At 69.1% G+C, this 14,743-nt stretch carries 12 protein-coding genes; 9 read left to right on the top strand and 3 right to left on the bottom strand.

The window, feature by feature from the left end:
• The first annotated feature begins 6 nt into the window (after window positions 1–6).
• Both tkt and gap read left to right on the top strand, forming a co-directional pair.
• The gene (tkt, locus tag PL79_RS29435; RefSeq protein ID WP_044844173.1) at window positions 7–2,079 is read left to right on the top strand and encodes a transketolase; all 2,073 of its coding nucleotides are present in this window, start codon (window positions 7–9) and stop codon (window positions 2,077–2,079) included.
• Between the two features lie 87 nt (window positions 2,080–2,166).
• On the top strand, window positions 2,167–3,177 hold the full coding sequence (gene gap / locus PL79_RS29430) for a type I glyceraldehyde-3-phosphate dehydrogenase (protein ID WP_044844172.1): 1,011 nt from the start codon (window positions 2,167–2,169) through the stop codon (window positions 3,175–3,177).
• Between the two features lie 79 nt (window positions 3,178–3,256).
• On the opposite strand, the gene PL79_RS29425 is transcribed toward gap, so the two are convergent.
• Entirely contained in the window at window positions 3,257–4,147 is an 891-nt protein-coding gene (locus tag PL79_RS29425) for a LysR family transcriptional regulator (RefSeq protein WP_044844171.1), read from the bottom strand.
• A 162-nt stretch (window positions 4,148–4,309) separates the two neighbouring features.
• Between PL79_RS29425 and PL79_RS29420 the strand changes: the two genes are divergently transcribed.
• The 4 genes from PL79_RS29420 (at window position 4,310) to PL79_RS29405 (ending at window position 8,837) form a co-directional block, all read left to right on the top strand.
• On the top strand, window positions 4,310–5,083 hold the full coding sequence (locus tag PL79_RS29420; RefSeq protein ID WP_044844170.1) for an SDR family NAD(P)-dependent oxidoreductase: 774 nt from the start codon (window positions 4,310–4,312) through the stop codon (window positions 5,081–5,083).
• A gap of 200 nt (window positions 5,084–5,283) precedes the next feature.
• The gene (locus PL79_RS29415; protein WP_082088466.1) at window positions 5,284–6,738 is read left to right on the top strand and encodes an MFS transporter; all 1,455 of its coding nucleotides are present in this window, start codon (window positions 5,284–5,286) and stop codon (window positions 6,736–6,738) included.
• Window positions 6,739–6,811: 73 nt separating this feature from the next.
• Complete coding sequence (locus tag PL79_RS29410; protein WP_044844168.1) at window positions 6,812–7,768, top strand: 2-hydroxyacid dehydrogenase; 957 nt, start codon at window positions 6,812–6,814, stop codon at window positions 7,766–7,768.
• Between the two features lie 10 nt (window positions 7,769–7,778).
• Window positions 7,779–8,837: an L-idonate 5-dehydrogenase gene (locus PL79_RS29405; protein ID WP_044844167.1), complete on the top strand. Its 1,059-nt coding sequence runs from the start codon at window positions 7,779–7,781 to the stop codon at window positions 8,835–8,837.
• A 95-nt stretch (window positions 8,838–8,932) separates the two neighbouring features.
• Here PL79_RS29405 and PL79_RS29400 read toward each other — a convergent pair whose 3' ends face one another.
• A complete protein-coding gene (locus PL79_RS29400) occupies window positions 8,933–10,132 on the bottom strand; it encodes an MFS transporter (RefSeq protein WP_044844166.1) in 1,200 nt (399 codons plus the stop codon).
• 297 nt (window positions 10,133–10,429) lie between these two features.
• Between PL79_RS29400 and cynR the strand changes: the two genes are divergently transcribed.
• Window positions 10,430–11,320, top strand: coding sequence for a transcriptional regulator CynR (cynR, locus tag PL79_RS29395; protein ID WP_044844165.1), 891 nt, complete (start codon window positions 10,430–10,432; stop codon window positions 11,318–11,320).
• Window positions 11,321–11,377: 57 nt separating this feature from the next.
• On the opposite strand, the gene PL79_RS29390 is transcribed toward cynR, so the two are convergent.
• A complete protein-coding gene (locus tag PL79_RS29390) occupies window positions 11,378–12,100 on the bottom strand; it encodes a FadR/GntR family transcriptional regulator (protein ID WP_185735477.1) in 723 nt (240 codons plus the stop codon).
• A gap of 202 nt (window positions 12,101–12,302) precedes the next feature.
• Between PL79_RS29390 and PL79_RS29385 the strand changes: the two genes are divergently transcribed.
• Together PL79_RS29385 and alc are read left to right on the top strand one after the other, a co-directional pair.
• The gene (locus PL79_RS29385) at window positions 12,303–13,622 is read left to right on the top strand and encodes a C4-dicarboxylate transporter DctA (RefSeq protein WP_044844246.1); all 1,320 of its coding nucleotides are present in this window, start codon (window positions 12,303–12,305) and stop codon (window positions 13,620–13,622) included.
• A 103-nt stretch (window positions 13,623–13,725) separates the two neighbouring features.
• Window positions 13,726–14,733, top strand: coding sequence for an allantoicase (alc, locus tag PL79_RS29380; protein WP_044844163.1), 1,008 nt, complete (start codon window positions 13,726–13,728; stop codon window positions 14,731–14,733).
• The last annotated feature ends 10 nt before the right edge of the window (window positions 14,734–14,743 follow it).

Here is a 14,743-nt window from a genome sequence, read left to right as displayed (position 1 = left end):
TTCCGGATGCCGCCGTGCCCCCGTTTCCTCGACTCGTTCTCCGGACTCGACATGACGACTTCGTCTCCCGCCTCCACCACCCTGATGGCCAATGCGATCCGTGCGCTCGCGATGGACGCCGTCCAGCAAGCGAACTCCGGCCACCCCGGCATGCCGATGGGCATGGCCGAAATCGGCGTCGCGCTCTGGTCGCGCCACCTGAAGCACAACCCGACGAACCCGCACTGGGCGGACCGCGACCGCTTCGTGCTGTCGAACGGCCATGGCTCGATGCTGCTGTACTCGCTGCTGCACCTGACCGGCTACGACCTGCCGATGGAAGAGCTGAAGAACTTCCGCCAGCTGCACTCGAAGACGCCGGGCCACCCGGAATACGGCATCACGCCGGGCGTCGAGACGACCACCGGCCCGCTCGGCCAGGGTCTCGCGAACGCGGTCGGCATGGCGCTCGGCGAAGCGCTGATGGCCGACGAGTTCAACCGTGACGGCGCGAAGATCGTCGATCACCACACGTACGTGTTCCTCGGCGACGGCTGCCTGATGGAAGGCATCTCGCACGAAGCCTGCTCGCTCGCGGGCACGCTGAAGCTGAACAAGCTGATCGCGCTGTACGACGACAACGGCATCTCGATCGACGGCGACGTCGTGAACTGGTTCCACGACGACACGCCGAAGCGCTTCGAAGCGTACGGCTGGAACGTGATCCCGAACGTGAACGGCCATGACGTCGACGCGGTCGACGCGGCGATCGCGAAGGCGAAGCTGTCGGACAAGCCGACGCTGATCTGCTGCAAGACGGTGATCGGCAAGGGCGCCGCGACCAAGGCGGGCGGCCACGACGTGCACGGCGCGGCGCTCGGCGCGGAAGAAATCGCGAAGACGCGCGCGGCCCTCGGCTGGACCTGGGAGCCGTTCGTGATTCCGCAGGAAGTCTACGCAGCGTGGGACGCGAAGGAAGCCGGCAAGCGCGCCGAGACCGAATGGGACGCGACGTTCGCCGCCTATCGCGCGAAGTTCCCGGCAGAAGCCGCCGAATTCGAGCGCCGGATGGCCAACAAGCTGCCGGCCGACTGGGCCGAGAAGGCTGCGGCGATCATCGCCGGTGCGAACGAGCGCGCCGAGACGGTCGCGACCCGCAAGGCGTCGCAGCAGGCGATCGAAGGGCTCGCCGCCGCACTGCCGGAGCTGCTCGGCGGCTCGGCCGACCTGACCGGCTCGAACCTGACCAACTGGAAGGCATCGAAGGCGGTCCGCGCGAATCCGGAAGGCGCGGGCGTGCTGCTCGGCAACCACATCAACTACGGCGTGCGCGAATTCGGCATGAGCGCCGCGATCAACGGCCTCGCGCTGCACGGCGGCCACAAGCCGTTCGGCGGCACGTTCCTGACGTTCTCCGACTACAGCCGCAACGCGCTGCGCGTCGCGTCGCTGATGAAGGTCCCGTCGATCTTCGTGTTCACGCACGACTCGATCGGCCTTGGCGAAGACGGCCCGACGCACCAGTCGATCGAGCACGTGTCGAGCCTGCGCCTGATCCCGAACCACGACGTCTGGCGTCCGGCCGACACGGTCGAGACGGCCGTCGCCTGGACCCACGCGGTTGCCGCCGACCGTCCGTCGAGCCTGATCTTCAGCCGCCAGAACCTCGCGTTCAACCCGCGCACCGACGCGCAGATCGCGAACATCGAGAAGGGCGGCTACGTGCTGAAGGACTGGGACGAAGAGATCGTCGCGCGCAAGATCATCCTGATCGCGACGGGCTCGGAAGTCGAACTCGCGATGAAGGCCGTCGAGCCGCTCGCGCAGCAGGGCATCGCGGCCCGCGTCGTGTCGATGCCGTCGACCAACGTGTTCGACCGCCAGGACGCCGAATACCGCGAACGCGTGCTGCCGCACGGCGTGCGCCGCGTCGCGATCGAAGCGGGCGTGACCGCGTTCTGGCACAAGTACGTCGGCCTCGAAGGCGGCGTCGTCGGGATCGACACGTTCGGCGAATCGGCGCCGGCCGGCGTGCTGTTCAAGTACTTCGGCTTCACCGTCGAGCACGTCGTCGAGACCGCCAAGGCCGTGCTGGCCTAAAAGCATTCGCGACGCGCGCCACCCCTCGCGCGCGTCGCACCGTGAAGCTGCACGAAACGAATTTTTTCAGCCATCAGGAGATAGACCATGACGATTCGCGTCGCAATCAACGGCTACGGCCGTATCGGCCGCAACACGCTGCGCGCGTTCTATGAAAACGGCAAGAAGCACGATCTCGAGATCGTCGCGATCAACGACCTGGGCGATGCGAAGACCAACGCGCACCTGACCCAGTACGACACCGCGCACGGCAAGTTCCCGGGCGAAGTGTCGGTCGACGGCGACTTCCTCGTCGTGAACGGCGACAAGATCCGCGTGCTCGCGAACCGCAACCCGGCAGAACTGCCGTGGGGCGAGCTGGGCGTCGACGTCGTGATGGAATGCACGGGCTTCTTCACGACGAAGGAAAAGGCGAGCGCGCACCTGAAGGGCGGCGCGAAGAAGGTCATCATCTCGGCGCCGGGCGGCAAGGACGTCGACGCGACGATCGTCTACGGCGTGAACCACGACGTGCTGAAGGCCGAGCACACCGTCATCTCGAACGCATCGTGCACGACGAACTGCCTCGCGCCGCTCGTCAAGCCGCTGAACGACAAGATCGGCCTCGAAACCGGCCTGATGACGACGATCCACGCGTACACGAACGACCAGGTGCTGACGGACGTCTACCACGAAGACCTGCGTCGCGCGCGTTCGGCCACCCACAGCCAGATCCCAACCAAGACGGGCGCTGCGTCGGCCGTCGGCCTCGTGCTGCCGGAACTGAACGGCAAGCTCGACGGCTACGCGATCCGCGTCCCGACGATCAACGTGTCGATCGTCGACCTGTCGTTCATCGCGAAGCGCGACACGACGGTCGAGGAAGTCAACGCGATCATGAAGGAAGCATCGGAAGGCGCGCTGAAGGGCATCCTCGGCTACAACGACGCACCGCTGGTGTCGATCGACTTCAACCACAACCCGGCTTCGTCGACGTTCGACGCAACGCTGACCAAGGTGTCGGGCCGCCTCGTCAAGGTGTCGAGCTGGTACGACAACGAGTGGGGTTTCTCGAACCGCATGCTGGATACGGCAGTCGCATTCGCGAACGCGAAGTAATCCCGCACGTCGCGCGGCCGCCGCACGGCGGCCTGCGTGGCGAACGAGCCCGGCCCGGAATTTTTCCCGGCCGGGTTTTTTATTGCGCGGCGTTCGCCGTCACCTGCTCGAGCGCGTCGACGAACGCGCGCTTCAGCGGGCTGTCGAGGTCGGTCCACGCGAGGCCGATGCCGGTCCGGTGGCCGGCCAGGTCGAGCGGCCGCGCGAGCACGTTCGGCGGCAGCGCGCTCGCGGCTTCCGCCGGGATCAGCCCGATCCCCATGCCGGCCGCGACGAGCGCGAGCATCGTCGTGAATTCCCCGAACTCCTGCGCGATCTCGAGTGTCGTGCCCGCGCGGCTCAGTGCCAGCAGCATGTCGTCGTGAAAGCCGGGCGCGTAGCGGCGCGCGAGCACGAACGCGGGCTGGCCGCGCAACGCGGACGGTGAAATCGTGTCGTGCGCGGCGAGCGGGTGGTCGAGCGGCAGCGCGACCACGAAGCCTTCCTCGAGCACCACGCGCGTGTCGATGCCCGCATACGCGGCCGGCAGCCGGATCATCCCGAAATCGATGCGCCGGTCGCGCAGCGCGGCGATCTGGTCGGGCGTCGGCAAATCCTTCAGTTCGAGCGCGATCAGCGGATAACGCTCGCGCATCGTGCGCAGCACGGCCGGCAGCAGCGCCGGCAGCACCGACGACACGAACGCGATGCGCAGCGCGCCGATCTCGCCGCGGCTCGACAGCCGCGCCATCTGCTCCGCGCGCGCGGCCTGCTGCAGCGTCGCCCGCGCTTCGGGCAGGAACACGCGCCCCGTATCGCTGAGCTCGACCTTGTGACGGTCGCGCTCGAACAGGCGTGCGCCCAGATCCTCCTCGAGCGCCTTGATCTGCATGCTCAGCGCGGACTGCACGATGAACAGGCGCTGCGCGGCACGCCCGAAATGCAGTTCTTCCGCGAGCGTGACGAAGGCGCGCAATTGCTTGAGTTCCATGGTGGGCGGGCGGTAGCGAACGGTGAAGAGAACGGTGATCGGATTTCATGATAACCGGATCAAAAAAGACCATTGGCGCGACGCCCGGCCGAGCGCCGAAGATACCCTCGACGCGAGACCGGCCGCGACCGGCGGTCGGCTCGATGGCACGAGGAGACATGCATGAACAACGCGCTTGACCGGTTCCGCCTGGATGGCCGCCGCGCACTGATCACGGGTTCCGGACGCGGGATCGGCCTGACGCTCGCCCGCGGGCTCGCGGAGGCCGGTGCGGCGATCGTGATCAACGATCGCAATGAGGAGAAGGCCGCGATGCTCGCGCGCCATTTCCGCGAGGAAGGCTTCGCGGCCGACTACGCAGTGTTCGACGTCGCCGAGCACGCGCAGGTGCGCGCGGCGATCGACGATTTCGAGGCGCGCGTCGGCGCGATCGACATCCTCGTGAACAACGCGGGCATCCAGCGCCGCGCGCCGCTCGACGCATTCGACCCGGACGACTGGCACGCACTGATGCGCGTGAACCTCGACGGCGTGTTCAACGTCGCGCAGGCGGTGGCGCGCCACATGATCGCGCGCGGCCGCGGCAAGATCATCAACATCTGCTCGGTGCAGAGCGAGCTCGCGCGGCCGACGATCGCGCCGTATGCGGCGACGAAGGGCGCGGTGCGGATGCTGACGAAAGGGATGTGCGCCGACTGGGCGCGCCACGGCATCCAGGCGAACGGCCTCGCGCCCGGCTATTTCGAGACCGAACTGAATCGCGCGCTGGTCGACGACGCGGCGTTCTCCGACTGGCTGTGCAAGCGCACGCCGGCCGGCCGCTGGGGGCAGGTCGACGAGCTGTGCGGCGCGGCGATCTTCCTCGCGTCAGCCGCATCCGATTTCGTGAACGGCCAGACGCTGTTCGTCGACGGCGGGCTGACCAGCGCCGTCTGAGCGACGGCGCTTGCGCCGTGAGCGCAGCGTCGTTGCGCCGGTGAGCGCCGGCCGATGCCGGCCAATGCCGGCTAGTGCCGGCTAATGCCGGCGCGCGCCGGCATCCGAATGCCCAGAAGAGCCCGCCGCACGAGCGGGCCGATATCCCGGTGCGTCTCGCGCCGGGTTCCGGAACGGAACGCAGGAGACAGGAGACAACGATGGATCGCACTTCCCCGCCGCCCGCGCGGCGCGATGCAATGCCCGGCACGGACGCGCCGGCCGATGCCGTCGAGCGTCGCGGCGTCGACACGCAGCAGCTGAACCGCGCGGCATGGACCTGCTCGCTCGGCAGCGCGCTCGAATACTACGATTTCGCGCTGTACACGCTCGCGTCGGCGCTGGTCTTCGGACCGCTGTTCTTTCCCGCGCAAACCGCCGAGATGCGGTTGATCGCGAGCTTCGGCACCTACTTCGTCGGCTTCGCGGTGCGCCCGCTCGGCGGCGTCGTGTTCGGCGTGCTCGGCGATCGCGTCGGCCGCAAGTTCGTGCTGACCGCGACGGTGCTGCTGATGGGCGTCGCGAGCACGCTGATCGGCGTGCTGCCGACCTATGCGAGCGCCGGCTACTGGGCGCCGGCGCTGCTGGTGCTGCTGCGCATCCTGCAGGGCCTGGGTGCCGGCGCGGAGCAGGCCGGCGCGGCCGTGCTGATGACCGAATACGCGCCGCCCGGCAAACGCGGCTTCTATGCGTCGCTGCCGTTTCTCGGGATCCAGCTCGGCACGCTGCTCGCGGCGGCCGTCTATTTCCTGCTGCTCGCGAACCTCGAGCGCGTGACGGACGGCTGGGGCTGGCGCGTGCCGTTCCTGTTCAGCGCGGTGATCGTCGCGGTCGGACTCTACATGCGCGTGCGGCTGCACGAGTCGCCGACCTTCGTGCGGCTCGAGAAGCGCGCGAAGGTGTCGGCGAATCCGCTGAAGAGCGCGGTCCGGCATTCGAAGCGCACGCTGCTGATCGGCATCGGCCTGCGGATGGCCGAGAACGGCGGCTCGTCGATCTACCAGGCGCTCGCGGTCAGCTATCTCGCCGGCGTGATCGGGATGAAGGGGCCGATCGGCGCGCTCGCGCTGGTGTGCGCGGCGACCGTCGGCGCGTGCACGGTGCCGCTGGCCGGGCGGTTGAGCGATCGCTACGGCCGCGTGCGCGTGTACCGTACGTTCGCGTGGCTGCAGCTCGCGCTCGCGTTTCCGGTGTGGTGGATCTTCAGCCAGGGGAACGTGGTGGCGAGCGTGATCGCGATCTCGATCGCGCAGGGCTTCGCGAACTGGGGGATGCTCGGCGCGCAGGCCGCGCTGCTGCCCGAACTGTTCGGCGCGCGGCATCGCTACATGGGTGTGTCGTTCTCGCGCGAAGTGTCGGCCGTGCTCGCGGGCGGGATTGCCCCGCTCGTCGGCGCGACGCTCATCGCGACCGTGATCGCGCGGCACGGCGGCGACCATGCGGCGGGCGTGCATGCGTGGGTACCGATCGCCGCGTACCTGGTGCTGCTGACGCTGATCACGCTGTTCACCACCGCGCGGATGCCGGAGACGCTGAACCGCGATCTCGACGATCCGCTCGACGCCGCGCAGGCGCAATCGGCCCCGGACGCCGAATCGCTCGCACGGCATGCATGAACGGGCCGGGGGGCGGCCGACGCGGCCCGGCACGCATTCGACTTTCAACGCTTTTCGACAGGAGCAAGCGCAGATGGCGCACGAATCGAACCGGCGGCCCGAGCTGCTGATGACGGGCCCTTACCAGCCGTGGGACGACGCATGGTTGTCGACCGGCTACGACGTCCATCGGTTGTGGGAGGCCGCCGATCGCGCGGCATGCCTCGCCGAACGCGGCGCCGGCGTGCGCGCGATCGCGACGCGCGGCGACCTCGGCGCCGACGCGGCGTTGATCGCCGCGCTGCCGAAGCTCGAGATCATCGCGTGCTACGGCGTCGGCACCGATGCGATCGATCTCGCGGCCGCCCGCGAGCGCGGGATCCGCGTGACCAACACGCCCGACGTGCTGACCGGCGACGTCGCCGATCTCGGCGTCGGCCTCACGCTCGCGCTGCTGCGCCGGATCGGCGCCGGCGACGCGTACGTCCGCTCCGGCGCATGGTCCGACGGCGACATGCCGCTCGTCACGCGCCTGTACGGCAAGCGCGTCGGCATCGTCGGCTTCGGCCGGATCGGTTCGACGCTCGCGCGCCGGCTGTCGGGCTTCGACGTCGAACTCGGCTACTTCGACGTCGCGCCGCGCGACGACAGCCAGCATCGCTTCTTCGGCCGGCTGGCGGAACTGGCCGGCTGGTGCGACGTGCTGATCGTCACGCTGGCGGGCGGCGCGTCGACCCGCCACCTCGTCGACGCGGGCGTGCTCGACGCGCTCGGCCCGCGCGGCTATCTGGTGAACGTGTCGCGCGGCACGACCGTCGACGAGCCCGCGCTGCTCGACGCGCTCGAACGCGGCGCGATCGCCGGCGCGGCGCTCGACGTGTTCTGGAACGAGCCGCGCATCGACCCGCGTTTCCTCGCGTTGCCGAACGTGCTGCTGCAGCCGCATCATGCGAGCGGCACCGTCGAGACGCGCCAGGCGATGGGCTGGCTCGTGCGCGACAACCTCGCCGCGCACTTCGCCGGCGCGCCGTTGCTCACGCCGGTCGTCTGAGGGGGCTGTCATGCGTATGCGTTGCATGTGTCTCGTGATCCACGGGCCGAACGACCTGCGGCTCGAAGAGCAGGACGCGGGCGAGATCGGCCCGGGCCAGGTGTGCGTCGAGGTCGCGATGGGCGGCATCTGCGGCTCCGATCTCCATTACTTCCGGCACGGCGGCTTCGGCGCGATCCGGCTGCAGCAGCCGATGGTGCTCGGCCATGAAGTTGCCGGCACGGTGGCGGCGGTCGCACCGGACGTGACGTCGGTGAAGGTCGGCGATCGCGTCGCGGTGAATCCGAGCCGCCCGTGCGGCGCGTGCCGCTATTGCCTCGAAGGGCTGCCGAACCAGTGTCTCGACATGCGCTTCTACGGCAGCGCGATGCGCATGCCGCACGTGCAGGGCGCGTTTCGCAACGCGCTCGTGTGCGATGCCGCGCAGTGCGTGAAGGTGGCGGACCATGTGCCGCTGTCGCTCGCGGCGCTCGCCGAGCCGTTCGCGGTCGGGCTGCATGCGGTGTCGCGCGCGGGCCCGTTGATCGGGCGGCGCGTGCTCGTGTCGGGGTGCGGTCCGATCGGTGTGCTGGCGGTCGCGGCGGCGCGGGTGCACGGCGCGGCGGAGATCGTCGCGACCGACGTGGTCGATGCGCCGCTCGAGGTCGCCCGCGCGCTCGGCGCCGACCATACGATCAACGCGGCGGCCGACACCGGCTGGGTCACGCGCTACGGTGCCGACAAGGGCACGTTCGACGTGATGATCGAGTGTTCGGGCAATGCGCGTGCGCTGCGCGACGGTCTCGACGTGATGCGGCCGCGCGGCGTCGTCGTGCAGCTCGGGCTCGGCGGCGACGTCAGCCTGCCGCAGAACGTCGTGGTCGCGAAGGAGCTGTCGATCTGCGGCTCGTTCCGCTTCCATGCGGAATTCGCGCTCGCGGTGCAGCTGATCAATGCCGAGCGCGTCGACCTGCGCCCGGCCGTGACGGGCGTGTTCCCGATGCGCGACGCGAACCGCGCGTTCGAGCTGGCCGGCGACCGGCAGCGCGCGATGAAGGTGCTGATCGATTTCGCGGACGCGGCGGCTTGATCGTCCGCTGATGGCGTGCGACGGCGTGCAAGGCAAAGAAGGCACGCTCGCGATTGGCGGAGCGTGCCTTTTTCATCGGCTGGAGCGAAACCGGATCATTGCGTGACTTGCCGCGCGCCGATCCGCTGCGACGCGAGCCACAGGGCGATCAGCACGCCCGCGAGCGCGGCGCCCGCGATGCACACGCCGCGCCAGCCGTCGATGCCGTACGCGACGCTCGCCGCGAACGATCCGCATGCGCCGCCGACGAAGTAGCTCGTCAGGTAGATGGTCGTCACGCGGCTGCGCGCGTGGCCCGCGAGTGCATAGATCACGCTCTGGTTCGAGATGTGCATGCCCTGCACGCCGACGTCGAGCAGCAGGATCCCCGCGATCAGCGCGACGAGCGAATGCGCGCCGGCCGCGATCAGCGCGAACGACGCGAGCACGGCCGCCGCGAACAGGCCGGTCGCCGCGTTGCCGTGGCCGCGATCGACGAGCCGGCCGGCCGACGTCGCCGCGAGCGCGCCCACCGCGCCGACGATCCCGAACAGGCCGATCTGCCCTTCGGAATAGCTGTACGGCGGCTGGCTCAACAGGAACGTGAGGCCGGTCCACAGCAGGCTGAAGCACGCGAACACGAGCGCGCCGTAGGCCGAGCGCAGCGCGATCAGCGGCTGCGCGCGCACCAGCGCGACGAGCGAGCGCATCAGCGCCGCGTAGTCGAGCCGCGCGTGGCGGCGATCCTTCGGCAGCTTCACCGCGAGCACGCCGGTCAGCGCGAGGATCATCGCCGCGGCGATGCCGTACACCGCGCGCCAGCCGAACCCGTCGGCGATCGCGCCGGCGGCGACGCGCGCGAGCAGGATGCCGAGCAGCAGCCCGCTCATCACGGTGCCGACCGCGCGGCCGCGCGTGCGCGCGTCGGCGAGCGACGCGGCGAACGGCACGAGCAGCTGCGTCGAGCACGTGACGAAGCCGAGCGCGATGTTCGCGACGACGAACATCGTGAAGTTCGTGCTGAACGCGACGGCGGCCAGCGCGATCACGTTGAGCACGAGCAGCCGCACGATCAGCGTGTGGCGGTTGACCGCGTCGCCGAGCGGGACGATCAGCAGCAGGCTCGCCGCATAGCCGAGCTGCGTCAGCGTGACGAGATAGCCGAGTTCGGCGGGCGGGCGGCCGAAGCTGTGCGCGATCGCGGCGAGCAGCGGCTGCGCGTAGTAGATGTTGCCGATGACGATGCCGCACGCGCAGGCGAACAGCAGCGTCATCGCGCGGGTCAGGGGAGGATGGTTGTCTTGATGCGGTTCCATGGTCGCGAAAGAAACAGCGGTGCCGGCCGGCGGCACGGGCCGTCGGCAACGCGGGGTTGCGGAAATCGGGGCCGGCGTCAGCGGATCGACGATGCGCGCCGTGGGCGCGTGGCCGGCACCCGGTCGGGCGGCGGCGCAACGTCGTGCGCGGGCGGGAGGGCGGCCCGGCGGCCGCTCCGGTGCGGCGGCCAGTCGGCGTGCGCGGGAGCGGATGTGCGTATGATGCGGGAACCGAACCATAGCGTCCAAGACTGGATCCTTATGGTATTCATTGGCTCTACCAATACCCGGGCCGCCATGCTACTCCGCCACATCCGCTATTTCCTGGCCGTCGCCGAGCAGCGCAGCTTCACGCGCGCGGCCGATGCGCTGCACGTGTCGCAGCCGACGCTGTCGCAGCAGGTCCGCCAGCTCGAGGACACGCTCGGCGTGCCGTTGTTCGACCGCTCGGGCCGCACGGTGCGGCTCACCGAATTCGGCGAGGTCTATGCGCGCCACGCGCGCGCGGCGCTGCACGAGCTCGACACCGGGCAGCGAGCGCTGCACGACGTTGCCGATCTCGGCAGCGGCTCGCTGCGGCTCGCGATGATGCCGACCTTCGCGGCCTACCTGGGCGGCTCGCTGATCGATGCGTTCCATGCGGATTTCCCGAACGTCGCGCTGACGATCGACGCGATGTCGCAGGAGCGCATCGAGGCGCAGCTTGCCGACGACCGTCTCGATGCGGGCTTCGCGTTCATGCCGCCGCGCGCGCCCGACATCGACGCGCTGCCGCTGTGGGACGAACCGCTCGCCCTGGTGACGGGCCGCGCGCACCGCCTCGCCCGTCACCGCCGCGCGCTGAGCCCGGCCGAACTCGCCGGCGAGCCGCTGGTGCTGCTGAGCCGCGCGTTCGCGACGCGCGCGAGCATCGACCGGTATTTCATCGAGCAGGGTGTGCAGCCGAGGATCGCGATCGAGACGAATACGGTGAGCGCGGTGCTCGAACTCGTGCGCCGCGGGCGGCTCGCGACGGTGCTGCCCGACGCGATCGCGCGCGAGCGCGGCGACTTGTGCGCGCTGGAACTCGATCCGCCGCTGCCGTCGCGCACGGCCGCGCTGCTCACGCGCAAGGGCGCATACCGCAGCGTCGCGGCGCGCGCGTTCATCGAGCGCGCGCTCGCGTATCGCGATCCTTCGGGGGGATGACCGGTACGACCGGCGAACGGCTGCCGCGCCGGCCGCGACCGTAGGCCGGCGGCTGCGTCAGGTGCCCGGCGTCGGGAAGAAGATGCCCGCGCGCTGCGCGGCGTTCGCGATGTGCGTCTCGATCGCGGTGCCGGCCGCGGCCGCATCGCGGGCGATCAGCGCGTCGACGATCGCGCGGTGCTCGTGCCACGTCGACAGCAGCAGCTCGCGCCGGTAGAACGGCATGCGCTGGCTTTCCTTCATGATGTCGGCGCTGCTGCGCAGCACCGACTCGATCGCCGCGTTGCCCGCGAGATGGATGATCCGCATGTGGAAGTCGAAGTCGAGCTGCGACGCTTCGTCGAGCGCGCTGTCGGTCAGCGCGACGTGCAGGTCGGCGAGGTTGTCCTCGAACCACGCGATGTCGTCGTCGGTGACGACGTGCGCCGCCATCCGCGCGGCGAACCCTTCGAGCGCATAGCGCATCTGGTACGTATCGGGCGGCGACGACTGCTCGGCGAATTGCCACGGATGCGCGGCCGACGCCTGCGCGCTTTCGACGTACACGCCCTTGCCGGCGCGGATGCGCAGCATCCCGAGCGCCTCGAGCGTCGACAGCGCCTCGCGCAGCGACGCGCGGCTGATCTCCAGCTCCTCGGAGAGCTGGCGCTGGGCCGGCAGCAGGCTGCCGACCGGATACACGCCTGCCTCGATCCGGTCGCGGATCGTCGCGATGGCGGCGTCGGTCACGGTGTGCGGAACGTTTTTCATGATGTGAACGATGGCCGGTCTGACCGGCATTGTAATCCGCACGCGCGCGGTGCACGACCGGCCTACGGGAAAGCCACGATCCGCCCCCGCACGGTGCGGGGCACAGGGGCGGGAAATCCCTATTTTGTCCGTCCTTGACTCGACTATATCGGCTTCCTACTATCCACCATAACATCACTGGTCTTACCAGTATGAACAGACGAAACTGCAACCGTTGGATCGGGAGAGCGCCGTGTCGAAATTCCTCAATTCGCTGTTTGGCCGGGTAGTCGTCGCATTGATCCTGGGGGTCGCGCTCGGCGCGTTCTTCCCGCATTTCGCCGAGTCGCTCAGGCCGCTCGGCGACGGCTTCCTGAAGCTCATCAAGATGGTCATCGGCCCGATCGTGTTCTGCGTCGTGGTCAGCGGGATGGCCAATGCGGGCGACCTGAAGAAGGTCGGCCGGGTCGGCCTGAAGGCGGTCGTCTACTTCGAGATCATGACGACGCTCGCGCTCGGCATCGGGCTCGTCCTCGCGTGGCTCACGCGCCCCGGCGTCGGCATGAACATCGACCTGCGCTCGCTCGACGCGGCCTCGCTCTCGACGTACGCGAAGAACGCCGAAAGCCTGAAGGACACGGCCGGCTACCTGATGAAGATCATCCCCGAGACCGCGATCGACGCGTTCGCGAAGGGCGACATCCTGCAGATCCTCGTGTTCGCGGTGCTGTTCGGCTCGGCGCTGTCGCTGCTCGGCGACAAGGCGCAGCGCGTCAATTCGCTGATCGAGGAACTGTCGCACGTGTTCTTCCGCATCATCGGCTTCATCATCAAGCTCGCGCCGCTCGGCGTGCTCGGCGCGATCGCGTTCACGACCGGCAAGTACGGCGTCGCGTCGCTCAAGCAGCTCGGCTACCTCGTCGCGGTGTTCTACCTGAGCTGCTTCGTGTTCGTCACGGTCGTGCTCGGCGCGGTGATGCGTCTCGCGGGCTTCTCGGTGTTCAAGCTGATCCGCTACCTGCGCGAGGAACTGTCGATCGTGCTCGGCACGGCGTCGTCGGACGCGGTGCTGCCGCAGGTGATGAGCAAGCTCGAATACATGGGCATCAAGGATTCGACGGTCGGCCTCGTGATCCCGACCGGCTATTCGTTCAACCTCGACGGCTTCTCGATCTACCTGACGCTCGCCGTGCTGTTCATCGCGCAGGCCACCAACACGCCGCTGTCCACGCACGACCTGATCGTCGTGCTGCTCGTGTCGCTCGTCACGTCTAAGGGCGCGCACGGGATTCCCGGGTCGGCGATCGTGATCCTCGCGGCGACGCTGTCGGCGATTCCCGCGATTCCGGTGCTCGGCCTCGTGCTGATCCTGCCGGTCGACTGGTTCGTCGGCATTGCCCGCGCGCTGACCAACCTGATCGGCAACTGCGTCGCGACGGTGGTCGTCGCCGTGTGGGAGAACGACATCGACCGGGCCCGTGCGAAGCGCGTGCTGAACCGCGAACTGCGCTACGTGGCCGACGAAACCGGCAGCGCCGCGCCGGTCGCCGGCGACCAGGCCCACGCGCTCTGAGCGCACCCGCGCGCGAAGCGGCCTCCCGGGCTGCTTCGCGCGAACGAATGTCCCGTGGCCGGCGCGACGATGCGCCGGTCCTTGCCAAAATAATGGAGACGACATGGCAGCCCCCATCCTCGACCCGAACGCGCCGGCTTTCACGCGGCGCTACATGAACCTCGCCGACCCGCGCCTGGGCGCGCAGGCGCTCTTCGCCAGCGACGAATTCTTCGCGCCGAAGGAGCGCATGCTGAATCCCGAGCCGGCCGTGTTCATTCCCGGCAAGTACGACGACCACGGCAAGTGGATGGACGGCTGGGAAACGCGCCGCAAGCGCACCACCGGCCACGACTTCTGCGTGGTCCGGCTCGCGCGGCCGGGCGTGATCTACGGCGTCGATCTCGATACGAGCCACTTCACCGGCAACTTTCCGCCGGCCGCGTCGATCGAGGCCTGTGCGGTGGACGGCGACACGCCGCCGGACGACACCGAATGGCGCACGATCGTCCCCGCGACGACGCTGCAGGGCAATTCGCATCACTACGTGAGCGTCGACGATGCGCAGCCGGTCACGCACCTGCGCGTGAACCTGTATCCGGACGGCGGGCTCGCGCGGCTGCGCGTGTACGGCCAGCCGCAGCGCGACTGGCGCCACGTGCCGGCGGGCGAACTCGTCGATCTCGCGGCGATCGAGAACGGCGGCTACCTGGTGGCCGCGAACAACCAGCACTTCGGTCCGGCCTCGCAGATGCTGATGCCGGGGCGCGGCGCGAACATGGGTGACGGCTGGGAAACGCGGCGCCGCCGCGAGCCCGGCAACGACTGGGCGATCGTCGCGCTGGCGCGGCCGGGCATCATCCGGCGCGTCGAGGTCGATACGGCGTTCTTCAAGGGCAACTTCCCCGACCGCTGTTCGCTGCAGGCCGCGCATGTTGCCGGCGGCACCGACGATTCGCTCGTCACGCAGGCGATGTTCTGGGCCGAACTGCTCGGCGAGCAGAGGCTGCAGATGGACCACGTGCATACGTTCGACCAGCTCGCGGCGCTCGGCCCCGTCACGCACGTGCGCTTCAACATCTTCCCGGATGGCGGCGTGTCGCGCCTGCGTCTGTGGGGCGAGCCGGCTTGAAGGAGGGCAT

The sequence above is a fragment of the Burkholderia sp. USMB20 genome (assembly GCF_000949135.2).
Taxonomy (GTDB): domain Bacteria; phylum Pseudomonadota; class Gammaproteobacteria; order Burkholderiales; family Burkholderiaceae; genus Burkholderia.
The sequence above is the reverse complement of the archived record's forward strand: the minus strand, read 5'-3'. Positions and strand labels throughout refer to the sequence as shown.

Excerpts from the sequence above, each read along its gene's own strand:
- PL79_RS29400 (WP_044844166.1), bottom strand. The coding sequence starts at position 10,132 with ATGGAACCGCATCAAGACAACCATCCTCCCCTGACCCGCGCGATGACG.
- alc (WP_044844163.1), top strand. The coding sequence starts at position 13,726 with ATGGCAGCCCCCATCCTCGACCCGAACGCGCCGGCTTTCACGCGGCGC.
- PL79_RS29410 (WP_044844168.1), top strand. The coding sequence starts at position 6,812 with ATGGCGCACGAATCGAACCGGCGGCCCGAGCTGCTGATGACGGGCCCT.
- tkt (WP_044844173.1), top strand. The coding sequence starts at position 7 with ATGCCGCCGTGCCCCCGTTTCCTCGACTCGTTCTCCGGACTCGACATG.
- PL79_RS29405 (WP_044844167.1), top strand. The coding sequence starts at position 7,779 with ATGCGTATGCGTTGCATGTGTCTCGTGATCCACGGGCCGAACGACCTG.
- gap (WP_044844172.1), top strand. The coding sequence starts at position 2,167 with ATGACGATTCGCGTCGCAATCAACGGCTACGGCCGTATCGGCCGCAAC.
- PL79_RS29425 (WP_044844171.1), bottom strand. The coding sequence starts at position 4,147 with ATGGAACTCAAGCAATTGCGCGCCTTCGTCACGCTCGCGGAAGAACTG.
- PL79_RS29420 (WP_044844170.1), top strand. The coding sequence starts at position 4,310 with ATGAACAACGCGCTTGACCGGTTCCGCCTGGATGGCCGCCGCGCACTG.
- cynR (WP_044844165.1), top strand. The coding sequence starts at position 10,430 with ATGCTACTCCGCCACATCCGCTATTTCCTGGCCGTCGCCGAGCAGCGC.
- PL79_RS29415 (WP_082088466.1), top strand. The coding sequence starts at position 5,284 with ATGGATCGCACTTCCCCGCCGCCCGCGCGGCGCGATGCAATGCCCGGC.
- PL79_RS29390 (WP_185735477.1), bottom strand. The coding sequence starts at position 12,100 with ATGCCGGTCAGACCGGCCATCGTTCACATCATGAAAAACGTTCCGCAC.